Source organism: Lysobacter soyae (genome assembly GCF_019551435.1).
GTDB classification, from domain to species: Bacteria; Pseudomonadota; Gammaproteobacteria; order Xanthomonadales; family Xanthomonadaceae; genus Solilutibacter; species Solilutibacter soyae.
The window spans coordinates 322,354-347,057 of record NZ_CP080544.1 but is presented as its reverse complement, the minus strand read 5'-3'; the positions used below and the strand labels follow the sequence as shown (position 1 = coordinate 347,057).

The following is a 24,704-nucleotide window of genomic DNA, read 5'->3' as shown; positions in this document are numbered from 1 at the left end:
CACACGACGAAATATGAAACTACTGCTGATCGGCGGTAACGGCCAAGTGGGTACCGAGCTGCGACGGGCACTGCTACCGCTGGGCGAAGTTGTCGTGACAACTCGGGACGGCATTGCGCTGGACGGTCAGGCAACTTTGTCTTGCGATCTTTCCAAGAAGGATGCTGTCGCACTTGTCATTCAACATGTGATTCCTGATGTCGTGATCAACGCCACGGCGTACACGGCTGTGGACAAAGCGGAATCCGACGAAGACACAGCGCGACGGATCAATGCTGCGGCTGTGGAAGAAATCGCACTCGCTTGCAAAGCACTTGGGATTCCGCTTGTCCACTACTCCACCGATTACGTCTTCGACGGGCAAGCCACGACGTCTTATCCCGTCGACGCGCCCACCGCCCCGCTCGGCGTTTACGGTCAAACCAAACTGGACGGCGAGGAGGCGATTCGCGCCTCCGGTGTGCGACATTTGATTCTGCGCACCGCATGGGTCTATGCCACCCACGGCCACAATTTCCTGCGCACCATGTTGCGCTTGGGTGCCGAACGCGACTCGCTGCGTGTAGTCGGCGACCAGATCGGCTCGCCGACACCCGCCTGGTTGATCGCCGATATCACCGCCAACATCCTTGCCCAAGGATTGGGTGAAGGCGGCACCCATCATTTGGTGGCAAGCGGTCAAACCAGCTGGCACGGTTTTGCCGAGGCAATCTTTGAAGAAGCGGCCGCAAATGGCCTCATCGCGAACGCGCCCAAGGTGGAGTCGATTCCGTCATCGGAATATCCGACACCGGCCGCACGTCCGCAGTGGTCCGTGCTCGATACGACCTCGTTGCGTGACACTTACCAATTAGATCTTCCTGACTGGCGTGACGCGCTGAAACGCACCTTGCAGTCGGCCTGATGTCAGCCGCGACGGCAGTCTTGCTTTCGTGGAGTGGGGGCAAGGATGCGGCGTGGGCACTTCATGCGCTGCGCGAACAGGCTGATTTCCAAGTCGTTGGGCTGTTGACGACGATCACCGCCGAATACGATCGAGCATCCATGCAGGGCATTCGGCGTGAGGTCCTGCACGCCCAAGCCGACGCTGTCGGTCTGCCGTTAATGGAAGTCTCGATCCCGGCAAAATGCAGCAATGCCGACTACGAAGCAGCGCTACATGACGGACTCCGTCGCGTAGCGCAGCGTTGGCCGGACCTGCAAACCATGGCATTCGGTGATTTGCATCTGGAAGACATCCGCGCCTATCGCGCGACCCAACTTGCCGGTCAGGGCTGGAATATCCTGACGCCCATTTTCGGATCGGACACCGCGCTCCTCGCTCGGGAAATGATTGCAAGCGGTTTGCGCGCTTCCCTGTGCTGTGTCGACACGACACAACTTCCGGCAAGCTTTGCAGGACGCCCTTTCGATCTTGAATTGCTTTCGGAATTGCCGCCGGGCATCGATCATTGCGGCGAAAACGGCGAATTTCACACCTGCGTTTACGACGGTCCGATGTTCAATCGGCCGATAGCGCTGACTCAAGGTGAAACCGTGGTTCGAGACGCGCGTTTCGCCTACACCGACTTCACGCTTTCCCCGCCGTCAAGCGCGAACTTTGCCTGAAAACCGCCGCATGCAGAGGTGACTCAGGCCATCGCCTTCGCGTGATAGGCCACGTGCTCGCCGATGAACGACTGGATGAAGTAATAGCTGTGGTCATAGCCACTGCGAAGCTTCAAGTCCAAAGGATGGTTTCGGGCTGCGCAGCTTTCCGCCAATCGCTGCGGTTGTAATTGCGCATCCAGAAATTCGTCCGCCTCGCCCTGATCGATTTTCAACGGCAATCGTTCGGACAGATCTCCGGCGATCAATTCGACCGTGTCGTAGGTTTTCCACGCCTCGGATCGTTCTCCGAGATAGGCCGAAAACGCCTTCTCCCCCCAAGGCACCTGCGAAGGCGCAACAATCGGCGAAAAAGCCGACACGCTGCGATATCGGCCGGGATTGCGTAAGGCAATCATCAACGCCCCGTGTCCACCCATCGAGTGTCCGCTGATGGCACGCACGCTACTTGCCGCCGGATCGGATTCCACCCATGCGGGCAATTCGTCGACGATGTAGTCGTACATCCGGAAGTTCCGTGACCAAGGTGCTTGCGTCGCATTGACGTAGAAGCCCGCGCCCTGTCCCAAGTCATAACCGTCGGCATCCGGCACACCCTCGCCGCGCGGGCTGGTATCCGGTGCCACCAGGATGATGCCGTGCTCGGCGGCATAGCGTTGCGCGCCCGCTTTGGTGATGAAATTTTGTTCGGTGCAGGTCAATCCCGACAGCCAATACAACACCGGGCACGGGCCATGCGCGACTTGCGGCGGATAGTAGACGCCCACACGCATGTCGCAGTCGAGTACTTCGGAGCGGTGCTGGTAAACGTCTTGCCAGCCACCGAAACAAGCGTGATGTTCGATTCTTTGGGTCATTGTAGGACTCGCTTAAGAGCGCCTCATCCGCCCGCTTCCGGGCACCTTCTCCACGTTGTGGAGAAGGACAGCTTAGCCCCTCTCCATCTTTGATGGAGAGGGTGGCGCGAATGCGCCGGGTGAGGCGCTTTTTCGAGCAGCGCCTCATCCACCCATCCGGAACACCTTCTCCACTTTGTAGAGAAGGTGGGGGGCATTAGAAGTGGACGACGCTACGAATGGATTTGCCTTCGTGCATCAAGTCGAACGCCGCGTTGATGTCATCCAGCCCCATGGTGTGCGTGACGAACGGCGCAAGATCAATGTCTCCACGCATCGCGTCTTCCACCATGCCCGGCAACTGCGTGCGACCTTTCACCCCGCCGAACGCCGTGCCCATCCATTTACGGCCGGTCACGAGCTGGAAAGGACGGGTGGAAATTTCCTGGCCGGCGCCGGCAACACCGATGATCACCGACTGCCCCCAACCGCGATGCGCGCACTCGAGCGCGGCGCGCATGACCTGAACATTGCCGATGCATTCGAAGGAGTGGTCCACACCCCACCCGGTCATCTCAACGATGACTTGCTGGATGGGTGCGTCGTGATCTTTGGGATTCACACAATCCGTCGCACCCATGGATCGCGCCATGTCGAATTTCGACGGATTGGTATCGATCGCAATGATGCGGCCGGCTTTGGCTTGGCGTGCGCCTTGAATGACGGCCAAACCGATCCCGCCCAAACCAAATACCGCGACCGAATCGCCCGCCTGCACCTTGGCGGTGTTGTGTACCGCACCGATGCCGGTGGTCACCCCGCAACCGAGCAAACACACTTGCTCAGGATTGGCTTCCGGGTTCACTTTGGCCAAAGACACTTCGGCAACCACCGTGTACTCGCTGAACGTCGAGCAGCCCATGTAGTGGTAGATCGGGTCACCGTTGTAAGAGAAGCGCGTGGTGCCGTCCGGCATGACGCCTTTGCCTTGGGTCGCGCGAACCGCGACGCACAAATTGGTTTTGCCGGATTTGCAAAACAGACATTCGCGACATTCGGCCGTATACAGCGGAATGACATGATCGCCGGGCGCAACAGAAGTCACACCCTCGCCCACATCCACCACGATTCCGGCACCTTCATGGCCGAGCACGGCGGGGAAAATACCCTCCGGATCATCACCGGACAAGGTGAACGCATCGGTGTGGCAAACGCCGGTATGGGTAATGCGTACGCGAACTTCGCCGGCCTTGGGAGGCGCGACATCAATCTCGACGATTTTCAGGGGCTCACCGGCGGCGAAGGCAACGGCGGCTCGGGATTTGATGGTTTGCGACATGGTTGGTCTCTATGTACAGTTTTGCGCCTCTCCATCAAAGTTGGAGAGAGGATGAGCTGTCCTTCTCCACGGAGTGGAGAAGGTGCCCCGGAGGGGCGGATGAGGCGCACTTAAGAAAAGCACCTCACCCGGCGCATTCGCGCCACCCTCTCCATCAAAGATGGAGAGGGGCAAAGCTGTCCTTCTCCACGAAGTGGAGAAGGGAGAGTGCGCGCGTTACTTCTTGCCGATTTCGTATTGCTTCGGCGGTTCCGCGCCCAGCAAGTTCTTGACGAAGTAATCCCAGCGACGACGCATCACATAGTTGCTGTCGATTCCGTAGCCGTGACGCGCATGCGGGAGCATCAACAAGTCGAAATCCTTGTTCGCCTTCATCAGCGCATCCACCACCAACAAGGTGTTTTGCGGCGGGACGTTGTCATCCATCATGCCGTGAATCAGGAACAGTTTGCCCTTGAGATTCTTGGCATGGGCGGCGTTGTCTTGACCGGTGTAATTGGTCTTGCCGTCGCCGGCGTCCACCATCAGCCCGTGATAGCGCTCACCCCAATCGTCTTCGTACATGCGGTTGTCGTGGTTACCGCTTTCCGAAATGCCGACCTTGTAAACATCCGGGTACATGAACATGGCGGTTGCGGTGGCGTTGCCGCCGCCGGAGTGCCCCCACATGCCGGCACGCGCCAGATCAATCCACGGGTATTTCGCGGCCAAGGCTTTGATTCCCGCCACCTGATCCGGCAAGGTGTTGTCGACCATGTTGCCGTAATAGGCATCGTGGAAAGACTTGCTACGCCACGGCGTGCCCATACCGTCCATCGCCACGACAATGAAGCCGAGTTCGGCCAATGCCTGGTGGTCACCGTGCGCCGGCTGGAAGCTGCGCGAACGCACCGAGCCAACCTGCGGACCCGGGTAGATGTAGGTGATGATCGGGTATTTCTTCTTCGCGTCGAAATTCGATGGCTTGAACATTTGGCCGTAAATATCGGTCTTGCCATCACGCCCCTTCACCACAAACGGTTCCGGTGCGACCCAACCCGATGCTTTCAGTCGCGCAAGATCGGCTTTGGCGATTTCCGACACCACCGCACCGGTGTTCATGTCGCGCACCGTCCAGACTGGCGCGGTGTTGATGGTCGAGACTTGATCGACGAAGTGCATGCCTTCATCCGGCACGGTGACGATGTGGTCACCTGATTCCGGCGTCAAAGACACGATCTCGCCAGAATCCATGTTCACTTTGTAGAAGTGCTTGTAATACGGATCTTCACCCTTCTCTTTGCCGACGGCTTGCACCCACAGGTTGCGGCCCGGCTTGTCGAAACGCTCGATCTTCCAAACATTCCAGTTGCCCGAAGTGAGTTGTTTTTTCACTTTGCCGGTGGTGAGGTCATGCAGGTAGAGATGGCCCCAATCACTCTTTTCCGAGAACCAGATGAATTCGTTGGTTTCCGGCATGTAGCGCCAGTTCGGATCACCATTGCCGCTTTCATATTGCGTTGCGACGGTTTCCTTGTAGACGTCGCGGACCGCACCGGTATTGATGTCGGCAACGCGCAGTTGGGCGCTCTTGTGGCCGCGATCGGTGCTTACGAAGGCCAGGGATTTGCCGTCATCCGCCCATTGCACGTCTTCCCAACCGCCGTTGCAGCTGACGTCGTCGCAGAAGGTCGAACGGTGTTGATCGGCCGGCATCTTCAGACGAACCATCTTCGCTGCGGCCGGGTTGCTGACATCAATGATCACGCGTTCGATCATCGTGACGTCTTTGTCACCGACAAACGGATATTTCCAGGTTTGCACTTCCGGCGCGCCGGCGCGCGTCGACACCAGGGTCATTGACGAAGTCTTGCGCTGGTCTTGTTGGAAAGTCGCGATGCGCGTCGAATCCGGCGACCACACCACCACAGGACGATCGCTGTGCGTCCAGCCGGCGTTGTCGGTCGCATAGCCGTAATCGGTCACGCCATCCTTGGTGATCTGAGTTTCCTTGCCGCTGGCCTTGTCGCGCAGCACCAAGTTCCAGTTGCGGATGAAAACTTCGTATTTGCCGTTGGGCGACGGCACGGAAGGCGCGGCACCGGGCGCGCTCTTGGCGAAGCCTTCGACTTCCTTGCAGCTATAGTTCGCGTCACAAGTCCAACGCTTCTTTGCATAGCCGAAGCTGACACTGCCGTCTTTCTCGAGCACCATCGCGCTCATCATCATCGGCAGCATCGCGGCATCGACCTTTGCCTTGGATGCCGTGGCAAGCTCGCTCGCCAGACGGTCCACATCCAGCGCGCGCGAAGCCTTCTTTGATGCCGCGTCCCAAACCTTGTATTCGGACTTGCCGTTGTTACGCTCCACGAACAACACGCGGTCGCCGTCCAACCACTTCACATTGGACACCGCGTCGTCAATCAATTTCGACGTGGCCGGCGCCAGCATTTTTTCGGCACGGGCATAATCGGCCTCCGTGACCGTCGTGTTTTGCGCCAAAGCGGGTCCTGCCATTACCAGCGCCACCGCCAACGGAAGCGCGCGAATCGAAATGCCCATGAGGTCAATCCTTGATCGGGAGACATAGACTCTGAACGTAGCAAACGGGCACCGGGCTTCCATGTGCCATTAGTTGACGAAACTTGCCTCAGGTCACGCGCAACAACATGCGCTCCGATCGGATCAGGCGCGCCCAACGCGTACCCACATCGGTCAGACAGACGTAAAAGGCTTCGGAAGCCAGCTTTCGGGCGCTCGACCAGCTCCAACGGAAACGGCCTTCCGCCGCGCACAGCTCGGCGGAAAGACCGAGTTGTCGGGCGAACTGCTGGCATCGCGCCAGGTGATATCGGCTGCTGAGCAAAGTGACCGAGGTCGCAAAGCCCCTGCTTTGCATCAATTCGCGTGCATTGCGGAGATTCTGCAAGGTATCGCGCGACTCGTGCTCGAGATGGAAATGGCCATCTCTGGCGACACCGCGGGCAAACAAACCTTTCAGCGCCACTTCCGCTTCCGTCGGCACACCGGCCGGCCCGCCGCCGAGCAGCAGCACTTCTCGACCGGCATCCGCTTTCAGCAACGCGGCAGCGCGGTCGAGGCGATCATTGAAATCCGGATCGGTTCTGCCTCCCGGCGCATGTTTGCCGAACACCAAAAGGCAACCGCTATTTCCCGAAGCGACAGGGGCCGTCACGGCAGTCCGCCAGACACGGGTGAAATAGTAGAGATAGAGCAAACCGGCCGAACCCACACAGGCCAATGCGGAGACGCCGAGCACTTGAAGGACATCGGTATCTTTCAACAAGCTGCGTTTATGGTCGCGTCGGCTGCGCATGAACCAATTTTAATCGTTCATTGGCCGTTGGGGGATCCACCGTGCAAACGTGACCGACCTCTATAATTGAGACGAACTTGCCAAGAAGACATTTGTGACACCAGCGAAGACCCTGACCCCCATGGCGCCCTTGGCAGTGCGCGCCTATACGGCCACCACGGCATTAGGACACGGACGCCAAGCCCAGATGGCAGCATTGCGCGACGAGCGCAGCGGCTTGCGGGCGAATGATTTCAGCACCGCACCACTCGCTTGCCACATCGGTCGCGTGGATGGCGTGGAAGACGCAGCGCTCCCGGCGGAGTGGTCGCAATGGGAGTGCCGCAACAATCGTTTGGCCTGGCTCAGCTTGCAGCAAGACGCCGTGCTTGAATGCGTGGATCAAATGAAGGACCGCTATGGCGCGGAGCGCGTCGCGTTAGTTGTGGGTACCTCCACCGCCAGCATCGGCGAGAGCGAGGACGCCTACACTCAACTGACAGACGACGGGCGTTTCTCTGAAAAATACGACCGCGCCATCGTGCACACGCCCCACTCCTTGGGCAACTTCCTGCAACACGCCACGGGTGTGCGCGGTCCCTGCATCACGGTTGCCACCGCGTGCTCTTCCAGTGCCAAGGTCTTTGCCCAGGCAGCGCGCTTGATTGCAACCGGTGAAGCGGATGCCGCTTTGGTCGGCGGCGTTGATACGTTGTGCGGCAGTGTGCTGTTCGGATTCAATTCCTTGGGCTTGGTGTCTGCCGAACCTTGCAAGCCGTTTGATCAGCATCGCAACGGAATTTCTCTCGGCGAGGCCGGTGGATTTGCCGTGCTTGAGCGGGCCGGCGCGCAGGAAGACGGTTTGCTGTTACTCGGCTACGGCGAATCTAGCGATGCGCATCACATGAGCACGCCGCATCCGGAAGGCCTGGGTGCGCGGATGGCCATGCAAGCGGCATTGGATCGCGCGGGCCTCGGCGCTGGAGCGGTGGATTACTTGAATCTGCACGGCACCTCGACACCCGCGAACGACCAAGTGGAAGCCATCGCCATCAAGGCGATGTTTCCGGCCACGCTGCATGCTGCCTCCACCAAAGGTTGGACGGGTCACACCTTGGGCGCCGCCGGCATTGTCGAATCGGTGTTCGCATTGATCGCGCTCGAAGAAGGTTTCGTTCCTGGCACGTTGAACAGTCAAACGCCTGACCCGGTGTGCGGTCCGCAAATCCGCTTTGCGCCGGCGCAAATGCCGGTTCGGGTGGCGATGAATAATTCGTTTGGGTTTGGTGGGAACAATTGTTCTTTGGTTTTTGGGTGGGGTGGGGAAGGCGCCTCATCCGGCGCTGCGCGCCACCTTCTCCACGGCGTGGAGAAGGAAAAAGGCGCCTCATCCGGCGCTGCGCGCCACCTTCTCCACGGTGTGGAGAAGGGAGAATCCCCCTCTTCTCCACGCCGTGGAGAAGATGCCCCGAAGGGGCAGATGAGGCGCTCCTCAAACACCCCCCTAGAAGCCCGAGTGGAAGGCATCGGTTTTTGGAGCAGCGGATTACCCAGCTGGGAAGATGCGAAAGCATTCGTTGCCAGCGGCGCACTGCCGGAAAGCGCGCCGGCCAAACCTTCGCCGCAAATGCTGCCGGCGAATGAGCGTCGACGCGCACCGGACTCCGTCGCTGTGGCCCTTGAAGTGGCGCAGTCGGCGGTGACGATGTCGGGTCGCGATCCGAAAACCTTGGCATCAATTTTCGCCAGCACCGACGGCGATCTCGGCATCACCGACTATGTCTGCGCAACGTTGCGTGATGCACCTGAGTCGATTTCACCGACCAAGTTCCACAACTCGGTGCACAACGCGGCCGCCGGTTACTGGACCATCGGACAAGGCTGCATGGCAGCGTCGAGCGCGGTGAGCGCCTATTACGCGACGTTTGCGCAAGGTTTGATGGAAGCACTGGTTCAAATCGCATCGGGTGAGGAGGCTGTGCTGCTTTCCGCCTTTGATACCGCTGCCGTCGGACCGCTTGCCAGCGTCAGCACCGGGCGGGGCTTGCTCGGCGGCGGCTTGGTCTTGTCGCGTCAGCCCGGCGGTTGCCGTCTGCGCGCCCGGTTCTTGGAAGGGGTCGCCGATGCTAATGACAATGCGCTGGCATCACTATTGCAAGACAACCGCATGTCGCGCATGTTGCCCTTGTTCGACCTGATGGCCAGAAACGCGGATGGCGAAGTCGATTTGGACGCCGGCAATGGCCGCGTATTGCGCGTGGAGTTGAGACAACCGGCATGATGCTTGATCGCCACAACGTTGCGGTGGTCATTCCCGCTTTGAACGAGCGCCTGCGTATTCGCGAAGTCGTTCAAGATGCCTTGAACTATGCCGACATGGTCATCGTCATTGATGATGGCTCTGATGACGGCACCGGAGATTTGGTCAAAGACCAAGCCATTACGCTGATTCGACACCCGCAGCGCATGGGCAAAGGCCAATCATTGCGCGACGGTTTCAAACAAGCACTGGCGATGGGGGCGCTCGCGGTGACCACCATGGATGGCGACGGACAGCATTTGGCCAAAGACATTCCACGGCTGATCGAAGCCGCCAACGCCCATCCCGGCGATGTCATCATCGGCGCACGGATGAAAAAGCGCGCATCGCAACCTTGGTATCGGCGTCTTGGCAACGACTTCGGCGACTGGGGCATCAGCTGGGGTTGCGGCTACGGCGTGGTCGATACGCAGAGTGGCCAGCGACTGTATCCGCGAAACGTGATGGCATTGGAAGGGGTTGCCGGCGAAGGTTTCGTCTTTGAAGCCCAGCTGCTGATCTCAGCGGCACGCGAAGCCGGCGCGGGCATTGTCTGTGTGCCGATCGAAGCCCGTTACGCATCGCCTGACGCCGCCGAGGCGTTTCGAAAGAGTCATTTCCGACTCTTCCGTGACCTCTACAACATCACCTCACACGTGGTGGCGCAGGTGTTGTCGTACGGTCATGTGGTACGCGAGTACCGGAATGTCCGGCGCAATCCGGCTCGTATTTTCAAATCTTGAAACACAGGGGAATTCGCGTTGAATAACACTTCGGTTTGCATTCTGGGTGGTGGCCTGGCCGGTCTGACACTGGCCTTGCAACTGAAGCAAGCGCGCCCCGAAACCGACATCGTCGTACTCGAACGACGTAACGGCCCGGCACCTGACGCCGGTTTCAAAGTCGGCGAATCTTCAGTGGAAATCGGCGCGCATTATTACAGTGTCGACCTAGGTCTTTCCGAGCATCTGAACAGCGATCAAATTCGTAAGTTCGGCTTTCGCTTCTATTTCAACGACTGCGCGCAACGCATCGAAGATTGCGCCGAGATCGGTGTCAGCATGCTGTTACCGACGCCCTCATGGCAGTTGGACCGCGGTCGCTTTGAAAACTTCCTGATGGATCACGCACTGCGCGCCGGCGTGACCGTGTTGACGGATGCCGCGGTCAAGCAAATCGATCTTGATGAAAACGGCGGCTTGCACCGAGTGGCGTTCGATCAGGCCGGTGAGCGTAAACACCTCAATACACGATGGGTGGTGGACGCGGCGGGACGCGCCAGCCTGCTGAAACGCAAACTCGATTTGACCAAACCGAACGCACACGATGTCAATTCCGCTTGGGCGCGCGTGGAAGGCTGCGTGGATCCGAATCTGTGGTCCAACGACGAAGTATGGCTGGACCGTTGCACACCGCGCGAACGTTGGCGCGCAACGAACCACCTCTGCGGCGAAGGCTATTGGATCTGGTTGATTCCACTGTCATCCAATGCGCACTCGGTGGGAATCGTGGCCGATCAAGCGATTCATCCGCTCGACACGATGAACACCCATGAGAAATTCATGAACTGGTTGGCCAAGCATCAACCTCAGGTGCACGAGAGTTTGCTGAAGCCAGAACATGCGTTCATCGACTTCAAGTTCCTGCGCCACTTCTCACACGACTGCAAACAGGTGTACTCGAAGCATCGCTGGGCACTGACCGGCGAAGCCGGTGTGTTCCCGGATCCCTTCTACTCCCCGGGCAGCGACTTCATCGCCATCTCGAACACCTATATCTGCGACATGATCTGCAAGGATCTGGCGGGTCAGGCGTTCGACATGCACGCCGAGATCTATCAGCAACTGCTGTTCGGTTTCCACGAGAACACCATGACGCTGTATCAAGATCAGTACCCGATCTTCGGCAACGCCTTGGTGATGCCGGTCAAAGTCGTTTGGGACTACACCTATTACTGGGCCTTGCTGGCGCCCCTGTACATGTCCGGACGCATCGCCAACCTGAGCGTGCTGTCAAGGCTGCGTCCCACCATGGAGCTGGCCAGCGCATTGAATGCCGTGATGCAGCCCTTGCTGCGCGCGTGGCACGAAGCCAGCGGCCATGGCCAACCGGCTGACGGTCGCCTGCTCGACCAATACAAAATCGAATGGTTCAAAGAATTGAATCGCTCGCTGCGAGACGAATTGTCCGACGCCGAATTCATTCGCAAGATCGACGCCAATGTGCGCCAACTGGCGACTTTGGCGGCTGAAATTGCCGACGTGATCCGGACGCGTTGCCCGGGCGTTGATCTCAGCGCGCTCGAAGAAAAACTGCCGACAGATCTGCAACGCCCCGCCAGCGCATTGCTCGAACCGGTTTGGTACGCCGCGGCTTAAGCCTCAGGCCATTCCGCCGTTGATGCCGATGACTTGGCCGTTGATGTAAGCGGCCGAGTCGCTGCAAAGGAACGCTACCAGCGCCGCAACTTCTGGCGGCGTGCCTGCGCGCGCCGCGGGCACCGTGGCCTTGATTTGCGCTTCGTCAAACACGCCCTCGGTCATGCTGCCGCGGATGATGCCTGGCGCCACCACGTTGGCCGTGATGCCGCGGCTGCCCATTTCGCGCGCCAAAGATTTGACCGCGCCGTGCAACGCGCCTTTGGCTGCCGCGTAGTTGGTCTGGCCGCGATTTCCCATGGTTGCGGCCACGCTCGACACGCACACCACGCGCCCCCAACGTTGCCGCGCCATCGGCAGCAACAACGGTTGGGTCACATGGAAAAAACCGTTCAAAGACACATCAATAACGCGCTGCCACTGCGCATGCGACATGCCGGCCATCGGCGCATCGTCGTGAATGCCGGCGTTGTTCACCACAATGTCGATCGGCCCTTCTTTCAAAAGCGCTTCGAGCCCATTCGCCGTCGCCGACGCATCGGTCACATCGAAGGCGACGGCCACTGCCGTGCCGCCCGCTTTGCAGATGCCATCCACCACCGCTTGCGCCTTGGCCACATTGCCATTCGCATGGACGATGACCTGGACGCCTTGGTCCGCAAGGGCGACGCAGATCGCCGATCCGATATCCCCCGAACCGCCGGTCACCAGTGCGCGCTTCTTCTTTGCTTCATTCATCACGTGCATCTCCCTTCGGCGCGAGCATAACTGCCGCCCTTCCCTCTGCAATGCATTCACCTGCATGCATCAATCGAAATTCGTATTGCTGACTCGCATCACTGTTCATCAAAAGTCGTGCTTGGCAGCGCAGTGCCGACGTCAGGTCGTCGATTCGCGGCAAACGGATGTCTACGCCGCGCAGCGCAACCAAATAGCCTTTGCGCGCCTCGCCGCCTTGCTGCGCGAGCAAACCGCCATGCACGGCCATCGCTTGTGCGCCGTATTCGCACAAGTGGATGGCACGCAAGCTACCCTCAGAGCGCAAGGGATTGTCCGGCGACCGATGGCTTTGCGTTTCCAATTCAACGAAGTCAGCATCGAATGCGACGACGCGCTCCCACAAGCACATAGCGCCCTTGTGCGGAACCAGTGCCTCGATCGGAACTGCGGCGAAATCGTCCTTCATGCCCGTGTCGGTGCCCGTGCAATCCATAGCGCCAAAACAAAATTGAAAATCACGCCCAAGGTGACGGTCAACCCGATCGCGCGCAGTACCGGAATGCTCGAGAGTGCCAGCAGGAAGAACACCAGCACCGTGGTCAGACTGCAGACGATCAAGGCGTGGAAAGTGCGCAACTGGTCGGGACGATCATCACCGGCGTGCTCAAAGAACAGGGCGTAATCGAGTCCGAGGCCCGCCGCCAGAATGAAGGCAACCAAATGAAACAAGTTCAGCTCGATGCCGAGCCCCCGCAAGACCGCCAAGATCAACAGAAGACTCAAGCTCATGGGAAGCAACACGCGCACCACGCGGTGACGTTGTTTGAGGGCGAACCAGACCGTCATCACCAACAGGACGGAGGCCACCAGCAACGACCACAAAACGCGCTGACGATAAGCGATGACCAAAGATTCGGATGCGGCCTTCAAGTCCAACAGTTGCACGCCGTCAGTCGACAACACCCTTTGAACTTCACTCGCATCGCGAATGCCCGATAGCGAGACCAATGCCGTCGCATGCCCTTCGCGTTGCAACAGAAGGCCGCCCAAGGAGGATTCGAGCGGTGTGCCCTTCAAATCGTTGAATCGAAGGGGCGGCGCCGTGCGTGCAGTTTCCACATCACGCAGGAAATCGCCAAAGACATCCGCACGGAAATCGGTGTCGACCAATGCGGCGTCAAGTGCCTGTTGCAAGGTCGCCGGATCCGGCAATGCCGCTTGCCGGGTACGCTGTTTCTCCGCACTCGGCAAATAACGCGAAGCCATGTCGTAGTTTTGGATGGCGCCGTCAGCCATCAGGGCATCCAACTTCGGTTGGAGTTGCTCCGACCGGCGCAGGGCCGCATCCGCCGTATTGGCTTGCAATGCGATCACGTAGCGCACATCGGGTGCGCCAAGCGCACTGCGCAATTGCTCATCCTGCTTCAGGGCCGCTGTCGGGACCGGCGTCAGCTTCGACAGATCGTTTTCCCAAAACCCCGCAGGCGACAAGACAATCACCGCCAGGGACGCCGCCGCGATACCGGCCAGCACCCATCTGGGCGCGCGTGGAATGCGCTCGACCTGAAACCAAAGACGCGACAACGCGCGTGAATCGGCCGGATCTCGCGGCGCAGGATCAATCAGCGCCGGCAGCAAGCATCGCGTGGTGAGCGCAGCACTGACCAAGCCAACCACCGTGAACACCGCCAGTTGCTTCAGACCGTCCACGCCCGACGCAAGGAATGTGAAATACGCGATGCAGGTCGAGGCGACACCCGTGGCCAATGTCGGCCAAATTTTTCTGGCGTTATCCCAAGGCGAAATGCCCGCGCGTTGATGGGATAACAAATGGATCGGGTAATCTTGGACCACACCGATCAAGGTGAAACCGAAGGCCACCGTGATGCCGTGCACGCCGTCAAAACATAGGGCGACCGCAGCCAAACCTGCAACACCGGCGGTCGCCAACGGCAGCGCTCCGAAAATCGGCGTACGCCAGCTGCGATAAGCCAGGATCAGCAGGATGAACAGCGCGATGCCGTCGATGGTGCCGATCATTGATGCTTCTTTTGAAGTCCGCCCGCCGATCTCCACCGCGAAGGCACCCGGGCCGGTCAAGGTCAACTTCGCACCGGAAGCGGCGGGCACCTCGCGGCGGCTCGCTTCAAAGGCCGTGCGGATGGCGGCAACGGCGCGTTCTTGACCGGTCGGATCAAATCCCGCCGCGCGTGTTTGCGCGAGCAACAGGCTTTTCTTTCCGGCGGCATCAAACCAAACACCGTCAATGGTTTGCGGCCCGTTGGCGGGCTGCCATTGTTGGGCAAGCGCGAGCGTTTCCAGCGTGGGGTCGGCACCCAATAGCGGTTCGATCATCGCCGCAGCCGGCGAGCCCAAATCCGCCAAGCGTTCCTGCAATGCAGATGACAAAGCATCGCGATCCAGATGGACACCCGAGTTACTGAGTAAATATCGGTAGCTGCGCAAACGCGCCGGAATGGCATCGAGACCTCTCATGCCGCCGTTCGAGACCAAGACGAAATCCGCGTTGCCCGCCAGCTTCACTTGCATGAGGCGCGATTGCGCCGCCAAGGCATCCGCCGGTGCGCCCTCCACAGACATCAACAACAAACGCGAACCCGGCCCTTCGCCGAGTTCGTCCATAAGAAATCTTTGTGCAGGCGTTTCAGCGGAAGGCATGAACTTGCGCAGATCGCCGCTCATTTGCAGGTGGCGGCTCTGCCACACACCGATGGCGACCAAGACAGCCAACCACAGCAGGGCCAGCGACACCCGCCATGTCGCCGATAGCGGCCTCATTGTCCGTGACAAGTGGCCACCAACACCGAGTCCGACGTTTGCCCTTTGATCGCAGCGGCCGCCGAAGCCAGCAAGGTCCGCTGCATTTGCCCTTGTGCTTTGCCGCGCGTTTCAATGCAGCGAAGCTCGGCGCCCCTGCCGTACAGGGTGATGTCTTGAATCTGTTTCGCCAGGGCTGCGTTTTTCGGCGTCATCAGCAAGGTCCATTGTTCACGGGTGCCTGTGGAGGTGACCGAAAAATCCTTCTTCAATGCCGACTGATCACCGCTCAGCAAAGCGCCGAAACTGGCCTGCATGCCTGCCAATTCCGGCACACGACTCAAGGAAAACGTCCGTACACTGCTGCCCCGCGTAATGGTGGCGGTGCTGCCCTGAAGTTTGGTCACTTCCGAATACGGCGCCACGACCGTGCGCACCATCGAGATGTTGTCGGGACGACTGTATTCACCGTAGATGCGAAGCGGCGTTTTCAAATAGCGCGAGCTGCGCACTTCCACGAATTGCGTACGCATCGGCGCCGGGCGCGCCATTTTGGTCAATACCCAGCCGGCGTCAACCGGGGTGCTGGCTTGCGCTGTCGGCAGGGCGAGCGCGGCAAGCAGTGCGGCGCTGCACAGCAGCGTCATCCAACGCGTGACGTGAGACAAGTTCATCTTCAGACTCCCAAAAATCGTAGAAATTGAACCAGTTGTACGGTTCAAGCTTTACGTAATGTTCCAACCTCGATGCAAAACGCTGGATGAGCGCCTGCAAACTTTGCGCGCGCGCGTTACGCGGGATTTCAACAGCGTTGTCGAACAGTTCAAAAACCAGCTTGTAGCGATTGCCACCCTGATATAAACCGAAGCCCAAGGTCACCGGTATTTTCAAGGCAGCGGCAATCAGCCACGGCGAGGTCGGAAAGCGCGCGGTTGCACCCAGAAACTGCGCAGGCAGCGCTGGCTCACCCGGGCGCACACGATCCACTAACAACGCGACCAAGGCGCCTTGGCTGGCCGCGTGTTGAATTTCAGTAACGATGGTCGGTCCGTCTTGCGACGCATCGATGATGTTGCGCGCCAGCGTTGGATTCAGCGCGTCTAACAATCGGGTCAATGCCGGATTTTGTGCTTTGTCCAGCACAATTTTGATGGTGTAGTCAGGGCGACGCTGTGCAATGACGCGTAGCACTTCGAAACTGCCAAGGTGCGAGCCGAACAGCAGCAAGCCGCGGCCCTCGTCGAGCTTCTCATGCAGCTCGTCCACGCCTTCCACTTCGATAGTGAAACGGTCCAGCGGGCCACCGAGAAGGAAGACGCGATCGAGAATCGTCGAGGCGAAGGTGTGAACGTGCTTTGCGCCATCCAACCAACTGGTTTTACGTCCGAGTGCGCGCTCCAAATAGGCCATGGACGCCCGCCGCTCGGGTGCACGCTTCACCAAAAAATAGGCGGTGATCGGATACAGATGCAGACGTGCAATGCGACGGCCCAACTTGCGCGCGATGGTACGGATCAGCCACAACGCAAAATGTCCGCCTCCTTCCGGGCGGTCGGTCCAAGTTTCCGTCATAACAAAATCATCTGCCCTGTCACGAGCATTGTGGCGTCTCGCGATACCACGAATGTGAACCCGTCACCCTGCGCCTGAAAAGTCAGCTCGGCCTCTTCCTCCGGTAACAGCGGATTCAGGAATTTGACCTGCGACAATTTCAATCGCGATGCCGCACCGGCTTCGTGCTCGATCGCGCGTTGCACCTGGTCGAGAATCACGACGCCCGGCACAATCGGTTGCCCCGGGAAATGGCCAGGGAGAGCCGGATGGTCTGCGCCGATACGAAACTTCATTGGCCGCCACGTTGTGAACGCATCGCGGTCACTTGCTGCTGCGCCGCTTGCGCCAAAGTGTTTCGATCCACCTTGCCGCCTTCCGCGTTTCGGGTGGCCAGCGGGGTACCGAAATGCACGCGAATCGTGCCGCGATTGACCGCGAATCCATCACTCGGCAGAACGTGACCGGTACCGCTCAAGTACACGGGCAGCACTTGCACGCCGGCTTTGATGGCGGCCTCGAAAGGCCCCGACTTGAACTCGCCGATGTCGCCGCTGCGACTGCGTGTGCCTTCCGGAAAGACGCACAGGCACTTGCCTTCGGAGAGCATCGTCGCCGCGTCGCGCAACATTTTGGGCGCCGCCCGCGGGTTGTCACGGTCAATGAACAACATGCCGGTCCGGCGCGCATACAGCCCGACCATCGGCATGCGATTCATTTCCTCTTTCAGCAGGAATCGCAGGGGCACAGGCACCGCTTGGAACATGGTGGGGATGTCGATGACCGAAGCGTGATTGCAAACAATCAAGTAGGGCGTCGACCAATCAATGACATCCGCCCCTTCGACAACCAAAGTAGCGCGCGCACCGATGAAAAGAACTTTCGACCACCAGAATGAGGCGGCACGCAGGATGGCGTCAGTGTTACGGGTGACGGCGTGATACGCGAGCACCGACGCAATCGACACGAAGGTGAACAACAACGTGAAGGCAAACTGCGCAGTATTCCAAATGCGCTTGGGCAAACCGCCGCTTGTAAGGGTGGCGCTCATGGTTGCTCGAACGCCGTTTGCCACGACTTCATGGGCACTTTCGCCAATTTTTGCACGTAATCCCACGCACTCTTGTAGCGCCCCGGAAATCGCCTCTGCCGGTAGATGAATTCACCAACCAGAAAACCCGCCACCGAAAGATAGATCACCCAGGGCATCAGCCGGGTTGCGGCTTCAGAGCTGACCAGTCCCCCCACCGGATGACCGATGCGTGCAAGCACACCATCAGGCGTTGCCACCAACGCCAAAAACAGATTGAACACCGCAAGTACTGACAACAACACCGCCCATGCGCAGGTTTGACGCCTCGTGTAAGTGCGAACGTCAGCTTCGAGATCGCCGGGCCTGACTGCCTCGACCAAACTCGCCGCGGTCACCAACAAGGGCGTGCGGCCCTTGATCAAGGTGCGGCCGAACAAGCTTGCGGCCAATGCCAGGAAAATGGTCGGCACGAACAACAAACTCGTCAGTGCATAACGGGTGGCAACGAGCACGACAATCAGGGCAATCAATGCGCCGCTGATCAAGATGGCTTTGCGCTCCGCCAACAATAGGCGACCCACAAAAACGATGAAGACCAACAAGCCCAAGGCAACACCGGCGAACAGCTCACTTCCGCTTTCGATTGCGCGATGCGCCATCCAGAAATAGGCGATGACACCGATCAGGCGCAGCAGCGGCGCCATGGGCATTAAGCCGCCTTGTTGGCTTGTACGAATTCGGACAGCGAGCGCAGCGAGGCGAAAACGCGGCGATTGTCTTCGTTGTCCGACTTCAACTGCACGCCATACTTTTTGGAGATGGCGAGGGACAACTCGAGTGCGTCGATGGAGTCGAGCCCCAAACCGGCATTGAACAATGGCGCCTCGGCGTCGATGCTTTCGGGCGCCACGCCATCCAGATTCAGGCTTTCGACAAGCAATTCGGCCAATTCACGTTCTTCGGCTGTTTGGTTCGACATCTTTTTACGGTTCCATTAGGCTGCGTGCGCAGCAGTACGTGATCACTGAAATGTGACCCAAGGCGTTATTATGCACGGCTTGGGAAACTCTGTTGCCAGTTATGAATGAATCCGAAGCCCTCCCGCAAGCGGGGGTGTCGTCACCAGATGTTCTGGTGATTGGTGGCGGACCGGCCGGAAGCGCCGTCTCCACACTGCTCGCACGCAAGGGCTGGAAGGTCGTGTTGCTTGAGAAGGCCGAACACCCGCGTTTCCATATCGGCGAGTCTTTGTTGCCGCAGGGCATCCCGGTACTTGAGCGTCTGGGCGTGCTTGATCAGGTGCGCGCATGCAGCGTCTTGAAGCTGGGCGCCGACTTCCCGAACGACGATGGCAGCTATTCGGTGTTCGACTTCGGCAACAGCTTGCGCGCGCAGCCGAACTTCGCTTTTCAGGTCAAGCGCGCGGATTTCGATCAAATCCTGTTCGACAACGCGAGCGCGGCGGGCGTTGAAACCTACGAAAACACACGGGTCACGGCGGTGGATTTCGCAGACGATGATGCCATTACGGTGCAGGCCGGCGATCGACGCTGGACGCCGCGCTATTTGATTGATGCCAGCGGACGTGACACGTTTCTTGCCAACAAACTGAAACTCAAGCAAAAGAACGACAAACATGCGTCGGCGGCCGTGTTCAGTCATTACGAAGGCGTAAGGATGCGAGAGGGTCGCGATGCCGGCAACGTCAGCATTTACCGTCACGATCATGGCTGGCTGTGGCTGATCCCGCTGTCGGAAGGCGTGACCAGTATCGGCGCCGTCTGCTATCCCGAATATTTGAAACAGCGTACCGGCAGCCTGGAAGAGTTTTTGCTGCAAACCTGCGAAAAGGCGCCTGAATTGAAAGAGCGGATGGCCGGTGCGACCCGAGTGGCCGATGTTCACGCCACCGGGAATTACGCCTATGAATGCACGCGCATGAATGGTCCGCGTTGGACATTGCTGGGTGACGCGTACTCCTTCGTCGACCCGATGTTCTCTTCGGGCGTGTTCCTTGCCTTGCATGGCGCGGAAAAATGCGCCGAGACAGTCGATGGCATCTTGCGCGAACCGGCAAAAGAGAAGCGTCTGCAGCAAAAATTTGAGAAGCACTTTGAGACCGGCCTCGACGAGTTCAAGTGGTTCATCTACCGTTTCACCTCGCCGACGATGAAACACCTGTTTGCCAATCGCCGTGATGTGTTGGGTGTGGAGCGCGCGGTGGTGTCCATGTTGTCGGGGGATGTATTTGACAACGCAGCGAGTGTCCGTCGCCGCCTGCGGATTTTCCGTTTGATCTATGCCCTCACGTCGGTGGGCATGGCAGGCAAGTCTTGGCGTAACTGGCGCACACGCCGCCGTCAGGTCGCGATCGAGACACTGGAAGAAACTTTGGATACAGGCAAGTAATGACCGCAGCGTTAAACATTCCGGCCGCGTTACTCAAGGTGTACTACGACGACGCGCCCTCACCGGACATCCTCTTGGCGAATCCCAACGTGTTGGCGGTCATCGGTTTCGCCAATCACCCGCCGTCGACCCGCAACACCGACCCGCGCTACCTGCGCGTGCCGTTGCGTCCGTTGGGAAATGCGCCGTATGAAGTGTGGCTGTCTGATTCACCGGTGCGCGCGGGTCGCAGCGGCGGCGTGGCCTGGGCCACCGATGGCCGTTTGAGCTTCGGTGCGATTGAACAAGCGGAGCTCGAGGAAGGCGTGGCTGCTACGGCAGAGCGCATTTATCGCGATTTGTGGGCACATGTTCAAAGTAGTGAAACGCCGCATTTGCTGCGCGTTTGGAACTATCTGGACGCCATCACCCAAGGAGATGGCGACCTCGAGCGTTACCGGCAATTCTGCGTCGGCCGTGGTCGCGTCTTGCAAGACATGGACGCCTCGCGCCTGCCCGCTGCCACCGCCATCGGTCGCTGTGATGACGATGCGGTCCTGCAGGTGTACTGGTTGAGTGCCAACGCAGAGGGCCAGCCGGTTGAAAATCCGCGCCAAATCAGCGCCTATCATTATCCCCGCCAATACGGCCCGCAGCCGCCGAGTTTCGCCCGCGCGATGCTGCCGGCAACCGGTCAGGACTTACCGCTGCTGATCTCGGGCACGGCCGCCGTCGTTGGTCATGCCTCTGTACACCATGGCATGTTGATTGCGCAGATTGAAGAAACCTTCCGCAATTTCGATGCCCTGATCGGCGCGGCGCGCGTACATCGCCCGGATCTTCCTGAACGGTTTGGTTCCGGCGCTTACCTCAAGGCCTATGTCCGCGATCGTCAGGATCTTGAAGTCGTTGCAGATGCGCTGGAACGCCTGTTACCGCCGGAAACGCAGCGAATCATCCTGCATGCGGCCATTTGTCGCAGCGAGCTCGCCATCGAGATCGACGGCGTCCACGCCTGATAAAATAGACCTATGACTTTTCCCTATGTGCGCCCGCGGCGGATGCGTCGCGATGACTTCTCGCGTCGCATGATGCGCGAAACCGTTGTCACCGTGAACGACTTGATTTATCCGGTGTTCGTCCACGAACTCAACGGCACGGAAGACATCAAATCCATGCCGGGACAACAACGGCATTCGATTGAAACCTTGTTGCCTGTCGCCGAACGCATGGTCAAGCTTGGGATTCCGGCGATTGCCCTGTTCCCGGTCACCGCGCCCGAGGCCAAGAGCTTGGATGCCGCGGCGGCATGGGATGACAACGGACTCTGCCAACGCACCGTGCGCGCGCTCAAATCCCGCTTCCCCGAGCTCGGCGTCATCACCGATGTCGCGTTGGACCCCTACACCAGTCATGGTCAGGACGGCTTGTTGGACGACACCGGTTACGTCATGAACGATGAAACCGTCGACGCCCTAGTGAAGCAGGCCCTGAGCCATGCGCGCGCCGGGGTCGACATCGTCGCGCCTTCAGACATGATGGATGGCCGCATCGGCGCAGTGCGCACCGCACTTGAAGAAGCCGGCTTCATCCACACCCGCATCCTCGCCTATGCCGCGAAATACGCGTCGGCGTTCTATGGCCCGTTCCGTGATGCCGTGGGGAGCGCCTCGGCGCTGGGCAAAGGCAACAAATACACCTATCAAATGGATCCGGCCAACAGCGATGAAGCCCTGCGTGAGGTCGAACTCGATCTCGCGGAAGGTGCCGACATGGTGATGGTGAAGCCCGGCATGCCGTATTTGGATATCGTCCGCCGCGTCAAAGATGCCTTCGGTGCACCGACGTTTGTGTATCAGGTGAGCGGCGAGTACGCCATGCAGAAAGCGGCGTTCTTGAATGGTTGGTTGGATGAACGCGCCTGCGTGCTCGAATCGCTGACCTGCATCAAACGCGCCGGCGCCGATGGCGTCCTCACCTACTTCGCGCTCGACGCCGCGGAATATTTGCGCGAAACGCACGGCTGATTTCAGACTATGACCCTGCATTTCGCCGTCTTCGGCCACCCCGTGGCGCATTCCCTGTCGCCGCAAATCCACGAATTGTTCGGCAAACAATGCGGCATCTCATTGGCATACAGCATCACCGATACGGCCGCGCGTGGCTTCAAAGACAGCTTTGAAACTTTTGTAGCGCTAGGCGGAACCGGTGCGAACGTTACCGCGCCGGACAAATCGGCGGCCTTTGATTTTTGCGCACGGCATTCGAATCGTGCGATGCGCGCAAAAAGCGTTAACACGCTGGTGCAGCGCAGTGGCGAATGGTTCGGTGAGAGCACCGACGGCTCCGGCTTGTTGCGCGACTTGCGCGACCGCCTCGACGTCGATTTGCATGACCTGCGCGTTCTGCTGATCGGCGCCGGCGGTGCCGCGTCGGCGGTGGCACCGGCGTTGCTGGATGCGGGCATCGCGCAATTGGTGGTCGCGAACCGCACGCGCACCCGTGCCTACGATTTGATAGACCGTTTGGGTGATGACGACCGCACTCGCGCCTGCACGCTGGACGAGCTCGCCGCACAGGGTCGATTTGATCTGGTGGTGTATGCGGCTACACCCGCGGATGCGGCGCAATGTGCGACATGGCCCACCGGCATCGTCAGTGATACGTCGACATTCATTGACTTGAATTATGGTGCGCGTGCACTCGCCACCCTGACCTGGGCGGCGCAAGCCGGCGTGACAAATCTTTCGGACGGTCTTGGCATGCTGATCGAACAAGCCGCGGACAGTTTCGAGATCTGGCACGGGGTTCGCCCGCAGACGACAGAGGTCTACAGCGCGTTGCGCTAGGGGGCGACGCTTACTCGCGTCGCTTCCCAGTCAAATACTCATCTTTCAACTTCACATAGTGTCCGGACGAGTAGTACAACGCTTCGATCTCGGCATCGGACAGCTTGCGCACGAATTTCGCCGGCGCACCCAACCACATCTCGCCGCTGCCGATGACTTTGCCCGGTGACAGCAGGGCATTCGCCCCGAGAAAACCGTGTTTCTCGATCACCGCCCCGTCCAGAACCGTCGAACCCATGCCGACGAGACACGCGTCTTCAATGCGGCAGGCGTGCACAATGGCTTTATGGCCGATGGTGACGTCGGCACCGATGACGGTGGCAAAACCGCCCAGCTTCGCATGCGGACCATCGTGGCTGACATGCACGACGGTGCCGTCTTGGACGTTGGTGCGATCGCCGATCCGCACGAAATTGACGTCTCCGCGAATCACGGTAAAGGGCCAAACGGAAACATCATTTCCCAGCACCACATCGCCAATGACGCGCGCCGCCTCGTCGATATAGACGCGTTCGCCGAGCGTGGGCTGATGATTCAAATACGGTCTGACAGTGCGGTCATTCATGGATTGAACTCTTGAAAAGCGGTGATCGTGCGCGCGATGGCCGCATCGTCGATTTCGAGATGGGTCACGAGGCGCACCGAGGGAAGATAGCCGATGGACGCAAGGATGCCATGCACCTCCAAATGCCGGCGCAAGGCCGGCAAATGTTGCGCCGGTGTTTCGAAAAACACCATGTTGGTGTGCTGGCCGAGAACTGAAATGCCGGAAGCTGCGCGCAAGCCTTCGGCCAAACGCGCAGCCCGCGCATGATCGTCCGCCAACCGTTCGACGTGGTGATCCAAGGCGTGCAAGCAGGCGGCCGCGAGCATGCCGGATTGACGCATACCGCCGCCACAGACTTTCCGCCAGCGACGCGCGCGTGCGATGAGGTCATTGGAACCGGCAAGCACAGAGCCGACCGGCGCACCCAGCCCTTTGGAAAAACAGACCGACACGCTGTCAAAGTGGCGCGTAATGTCTCCTGCGGCAACGCCCGTCGCTACCGCCGCGTTGTAGAGACGCGCGCCATCCAAATGCAAACTCAGGCCGCGGCGGTTGCACAAGTCGCGTGCCTGCGCGAAATAATCCATCGGTAACGCCCGGCCCATCCAGGTGTTTTCCAGACACAGCAATGTCGTGCGTGCGAAATGCGGATCGACCGGCTTGATCGCTGCCTCCACTTGCGCCAGCGGCAGTGTTCCATCGGGTGACTGCGGAAGTGGCTGCGGTTGGATCGAACCCAATACCGCCGCGCCACCGCCTTCGTACCTGTAGGTGTGCGCTTCCATACCGACGATGTATTCGTCACCGCGCTCGCAGTGGGCAAGCAACGCGCATAGATTGGATTGCGTGCCGCTCGGCAAGAAGAGCGCGGCCTCGAAACCGAGGTCTGCGGCAATGCGTGCTTGCAGCGCATTGACCGTGGGATCCTCGCCATAAACGTCATCGCCCACTTCCGCGAGCAACATGGCCTCGCGCATGGCGGCGGTGGGTCGGGTGACGGTGTCGCTGCGGAGATCGATTGGATTCATATTCTGATGATGCCACTTTGGCGCATGCATCGGCCGAGGCGATGTGCGATCGCGA

At 59.4% G+C, this 24,704-nt stretch carries 24 protein-coding genes and 1 pseudogene; 10 read left to right on the top strand and 15 right to left on the bottom strand.

The features are described 5' to 3' along the window. The first annotated feature begins 13 nt into the window (after window positions 1–13). Both rfbD and H8L67_RS01670 read left to right on the top strand, forming a co-directional pair. Entirely contained in the window at window positions 14–904 is an 891-nt protein-coding gene (gene rfbD, locus H8L67_RS01675; protein WP_220380070.1) for a dTDP-4-dehydrorhamnose reductase, read from the top strand. Beyond that, a complete protein-coding gene (locus tag H8L67_RS01670) occupies window positions 904–1,608 on the top strand; it encodes an adenine nucleotide alpha hydrolase (RefSeq protein ID WP_220380069.1) in 705 nt (234 codons plus the stop codon). The genes rfbD and H8L67_RS01670 overlap by 1 nt, the downstream gene beginning before the upstream one ends. Before the next feature lie 23 nt (window positions 1,609–1,631). Here H8L67_RS01670 and fghA read toward each other — a convergent pair whose 3' ends face one another. From fghA to H8L67_RS01650, 4 genes are all read right to left on the bottom strand, one after another. Then, a complete protein-coding gene (fghA, locus tag H8L67_RS01665; RefSeq protein WP_220380068.1) occupies window positions 1,632–2,465 on the bottom strand; it encodes an S-formylglutathione hydrolase in 834 nt (277 codons plus the stop codon). A gap of 196 nt (window positions 2,466–2,661) precedes the next feature. Further along, window positions 2,662–3,771, bottom strand: a complete 1,110-nt coding sequence (locus H8L67_RS01660) for an S-(hydroxymethyl)glutathione dehydrogenase/class III alcohol dehydrogenase (RefSeq protein ID WP_220380684.1) — start codon at window positions 3,769–3,771, stop codon at window positions 2,662–2,664. A gap of 228 nt (window positions 3,772–3,999) precedes the next feature. Beyond that, window positions 4,000–6,324, bottom strand: a complete 2,325-nt coding sequence (locus H8L67_RS01655) for a S9 family peptidase (protein WP_220380067.1) — start codon at window positions 6,322–6,324, stop codon at window positions 4,000–4,002. A gap of 88 nt (window positions 6,325–6,412) precedes the next feature. After that, on the bottom strand, window positions 6,413–7,099 hold the full coding sequence (locus H8L67_RS01650) for a YdcF family protein (RefSeq protein ID WP_220380066.1): 687 nt from the start codon (window positions 7,097–7,099) through the stop codon (window positions 6,413–6,415). Between the two features lie 121 nt (window positions 7,100–7,220). Here H8L67_RS01650 and H8L67_RS01645 point away from each other — a divergent pair. The 4 genes and pseudogenes from H8L67_RS01645 to H8L67_RS01630 form a co-directional block, all read left to right on the top strand. Beyond that, window positions 7,221–8,393, top strand: a pseudogene (locus H8L67_RS01645) (beta-ketoacyl-[acyl-carrier-protein] synthase family protein); the annotation flags it as partial. Between the two features lie 165 nt (window positions 8,394–8,558). Then, entirely contained in the window at window positions 8,559–9,359 is an 801-nt protein-coding gene (locus tag H8L67_RS01640; RefSeq protein WP_220380683.1) for a beta-ketoacyl synthase chain length factor, read from the top strand. Continuing rightward, the gene (locus H8L67_RS01635; RefSeq protein WP_220380065.1) at window positions 9,356–10,120 is read left to right on the top strand and encodes a glycosyltransferase family 2 protein; all 765 of its coding nucleotides are present in this window, start codon (window positions 9,356–9,358) and stop codon (window positions 10,118–10,120) included. Before H8L67_RS01640 ends, H8L67_RS01635 begins: the two co-directional genes overlap by 4 nt. 18 nt (window positions 10,121–10,138) lie before the next feature. Beyond that, window positions 10,139–11,755 carry an NAD(P)/FAD-dependent oxidoreductase gene (locus tag H8L67_RS01630; RefSeq protein WP_220380064.1) on the top strand — a complete coding sequence of 539 codons (1,617 nt, stop codon included), beginning with the start codon at window positions 10,139–10,141 and terminating at the stop codon, window positions 11,753–11,755. Between the two features lie 3 nt (window positions 11,756–11,758). Here H8L67_RS01630 and fabG read toward each other — a convergent pair whose 3' ends face one another. Genes fabG through H8L67_RS01585 form a run of 9 tightly spaced genes read right to left on the bottom strand, consistent with a single transcriptional unit; the run spans window position 11,759 to window position 18,816 of the window. Then, window positions 11,759–12,493, bottom strand: a complete 735-nt coding sequence (gene fabG / locus H8L67_RS01625; RefSeq protein WP_220380063.1) for a 3-oxoacyl-ACP reductase FabG — start codon at window positions 12,491–12,493, stop codon at window positions 11,759–11,761. Further along, window positions 12,486–12,941, bottom strand: a complete 456-nt coding sequence (locus tag H8L67_RS01620) for a hotdog family protein (RefSeq protein WP_220380062.1) — start codon at window positions 12,939–12,941, stop codon at window positions 12,486–12,488. The genes fabG and H8L67_RS01620 overlap by 8 nt, the downstream gene beginning before the upstream one ends. Further along, on the bottom strand, window positions 12,938–15,274 hold the full coding sequence (locus tag H8L67_RS01615; protein WP_220380061.1) for an MMPL family transporter: 2,337 nt from the start codon (window positions 15,272–15,274) through the stop codon (window positions 12,938–12,940). Before H8L67_RS01615 ends, H8L67_RS01620 begins: the two co-directional genes overlap by 4 nt. Then, window positions 15,271–15,927, bottom strand: a complete 657-nt coding sequence (locus H8L67_RS01610; RefSeq protein ID WP_255555996.1) for a LolA-related protein — start codon at window positions 15,925–15,927, stop codon at window positions 15,271–15,273. The genes H8L67_RS01615 and H8L67_RS01610 overlap by 4 nt, the downstream gene beginning before the upstream one ends. Beyond that, entirely contained in the window at window positions 15,827–16,825 is a 999-nt protein-coding gene (locus H8L67_RS01605) for a lysophospholipid acyltransferase family protein (RefSeq protein ID WP_220380060.1), read from the bottom strand. The genes H8L67_RS01610 and H8L67_RS01605 overlap by 101 nt, the downstream gene beginning before the upstream one ends. Continuing rightward, entirely contained in the window at window positions 16,822–17,100 is a 279-nt protein-coding gene (locus tag H8L67_RS01600; protein WP_220380059.1) for an ApeI family dehydratase, read from the bottom strand. Before H8L67_RS01600 ends, H8L67_RS01605 begins: the two co-directional genes overlap by 4 nt. Then, window positions 17,097–17,855 carry a lysophospholipid acyltransferase family protein gene (locus H8L67_RS01595; RefSeq protein WP_220380058.1) on the bottom strand — a complete coding sequence of 253 codons (759 nt, stop codon included), beginning with the start codon at window positions 17,853–17,855 and terminating at the stop codon, window positions 17,097–17,099. The genes H8L67_RS01600 and H8L67_RS01595 overlap by 4 nt, the downstream gene beginning before the upstream one ends. Further along, window positions 17,852–18,541 (bottom strand): hypothetical protein, encoded by a 690-nt coding sequence (locus H8L67_RS01590; RefSeq protein WP_220380057.1) that lies wholly within the window; start codon window positions 18,539–18,541, stop codon window positions 17,852–17,854. Before H8L67_RS01590 ends, H8L67_RS01595 begins: the two co-directional genes overlap by 4 nt. Before the next feature lie 5 nt (window positions 18,542–18,546). Further along, window positions 18,547–18,816, bottom strand: coding sequence for a phosphopantetheine-binding protein (locus tag H8L67_RS01585; protein ID WP_220380056.1), 270 nt, complete (start codon window positions 18,814–18,816; stop codon window positions 18,547–18,549). Between the two features lie 101 nt (window positions 18,817–18,917). On the opposite strand from H8L67_RS01585, the gene H8L67_RS01580 reads away from it, so the two are divergent. Genes H8L67_RS01580 through aroE form a run of 4 tightly spaced genes read left to right on the top strand, consistent with a single transcriptional unit; the run spans window position 18,918 to window position 23,074 of the window. After that, complete coding sequence (locus H8L67_RS01580) at window positions 18,918–20,246, top strand: NAD(P)/FAD-dependent oxidoreductase (protein ID WP_220380055.1); 1,329 nt, start codon at window positions 18,918–18,920, stop codon at window positions 20,244–20,246. Further along, window positions 20,246–21,244, top strand: a complete 999-nt coding sequence (locus H8L67_RS01575) for a chorismate transformation FkbO/Hyg5 family protein (RefSeq protein WP_220380054.1) — start codon at window positions 20,246–20,248, stop codon at window positions 21,242–21,244. The genes H8L67_RS01580 and H8L67_RS01575 overlap by 1 nt, the downstream gene beginning before the upstream one ends. 12 nt (window positions 21,245–21,256) lie before the next feature. Next, complete coding sequence (gene hemB / locus H8L67_RS01570) at window positions 21,257–22,252, top strand: porphobilinogen synthase (RefSeq protein WP_220380053.1); 996 nt, start codon at window positions 21,257–21,259, stop codon at window positions 22,250–22,252. A gap of 9 nt (window positions 22,253–22,261) precedes the next feature. After that, entirely contained in the window at window positions 22,262–23,074 is an 813-nt protein-coding gene (aroE, locus tag H8L67_RS01565) for a shikimate dehydrogenase (protein ID WP_220380052.1), read from the top strand. A gap of 10 nt (window positions 23,075–23,084) precedes the next feature. Here the strand turns inward: aroE and H8L67_RS01560 are convergent, their stop codons facing one another. Both H8L67_RS01560 and ltaE read right to left on the bottom strand, forming a co-directional pair. Continuing rightward, window positions 23,085–23,639, bottom strand: coding sequence for a gamma carbonic anhydrase family protein (locus tag H8L67_RS01560; RefSeq protein WP_220380051.1), 555 nt, complete (start codon window positions 23,637–23,639; stop codon window positions 23,085–23,087). Continuing rightward, on the bottom strand, window positions 23,636–24,649 hold the full coding sequence (gene ltaE / locus H8L67_RS01555; RefSeq protein WP_220380050.1) for a low-specificity L-threonine aldolase: 1,014 nt from the start codon (window positions 24,647–24,649) through the stop codon (window positions 23,636–23,638). Before ltaE ends, H8L67_RS01560 begins: the two co-directional genes overlap by 4 nt. Window positions 24,650–24,704: the final 55 nt, after the last annotated feature.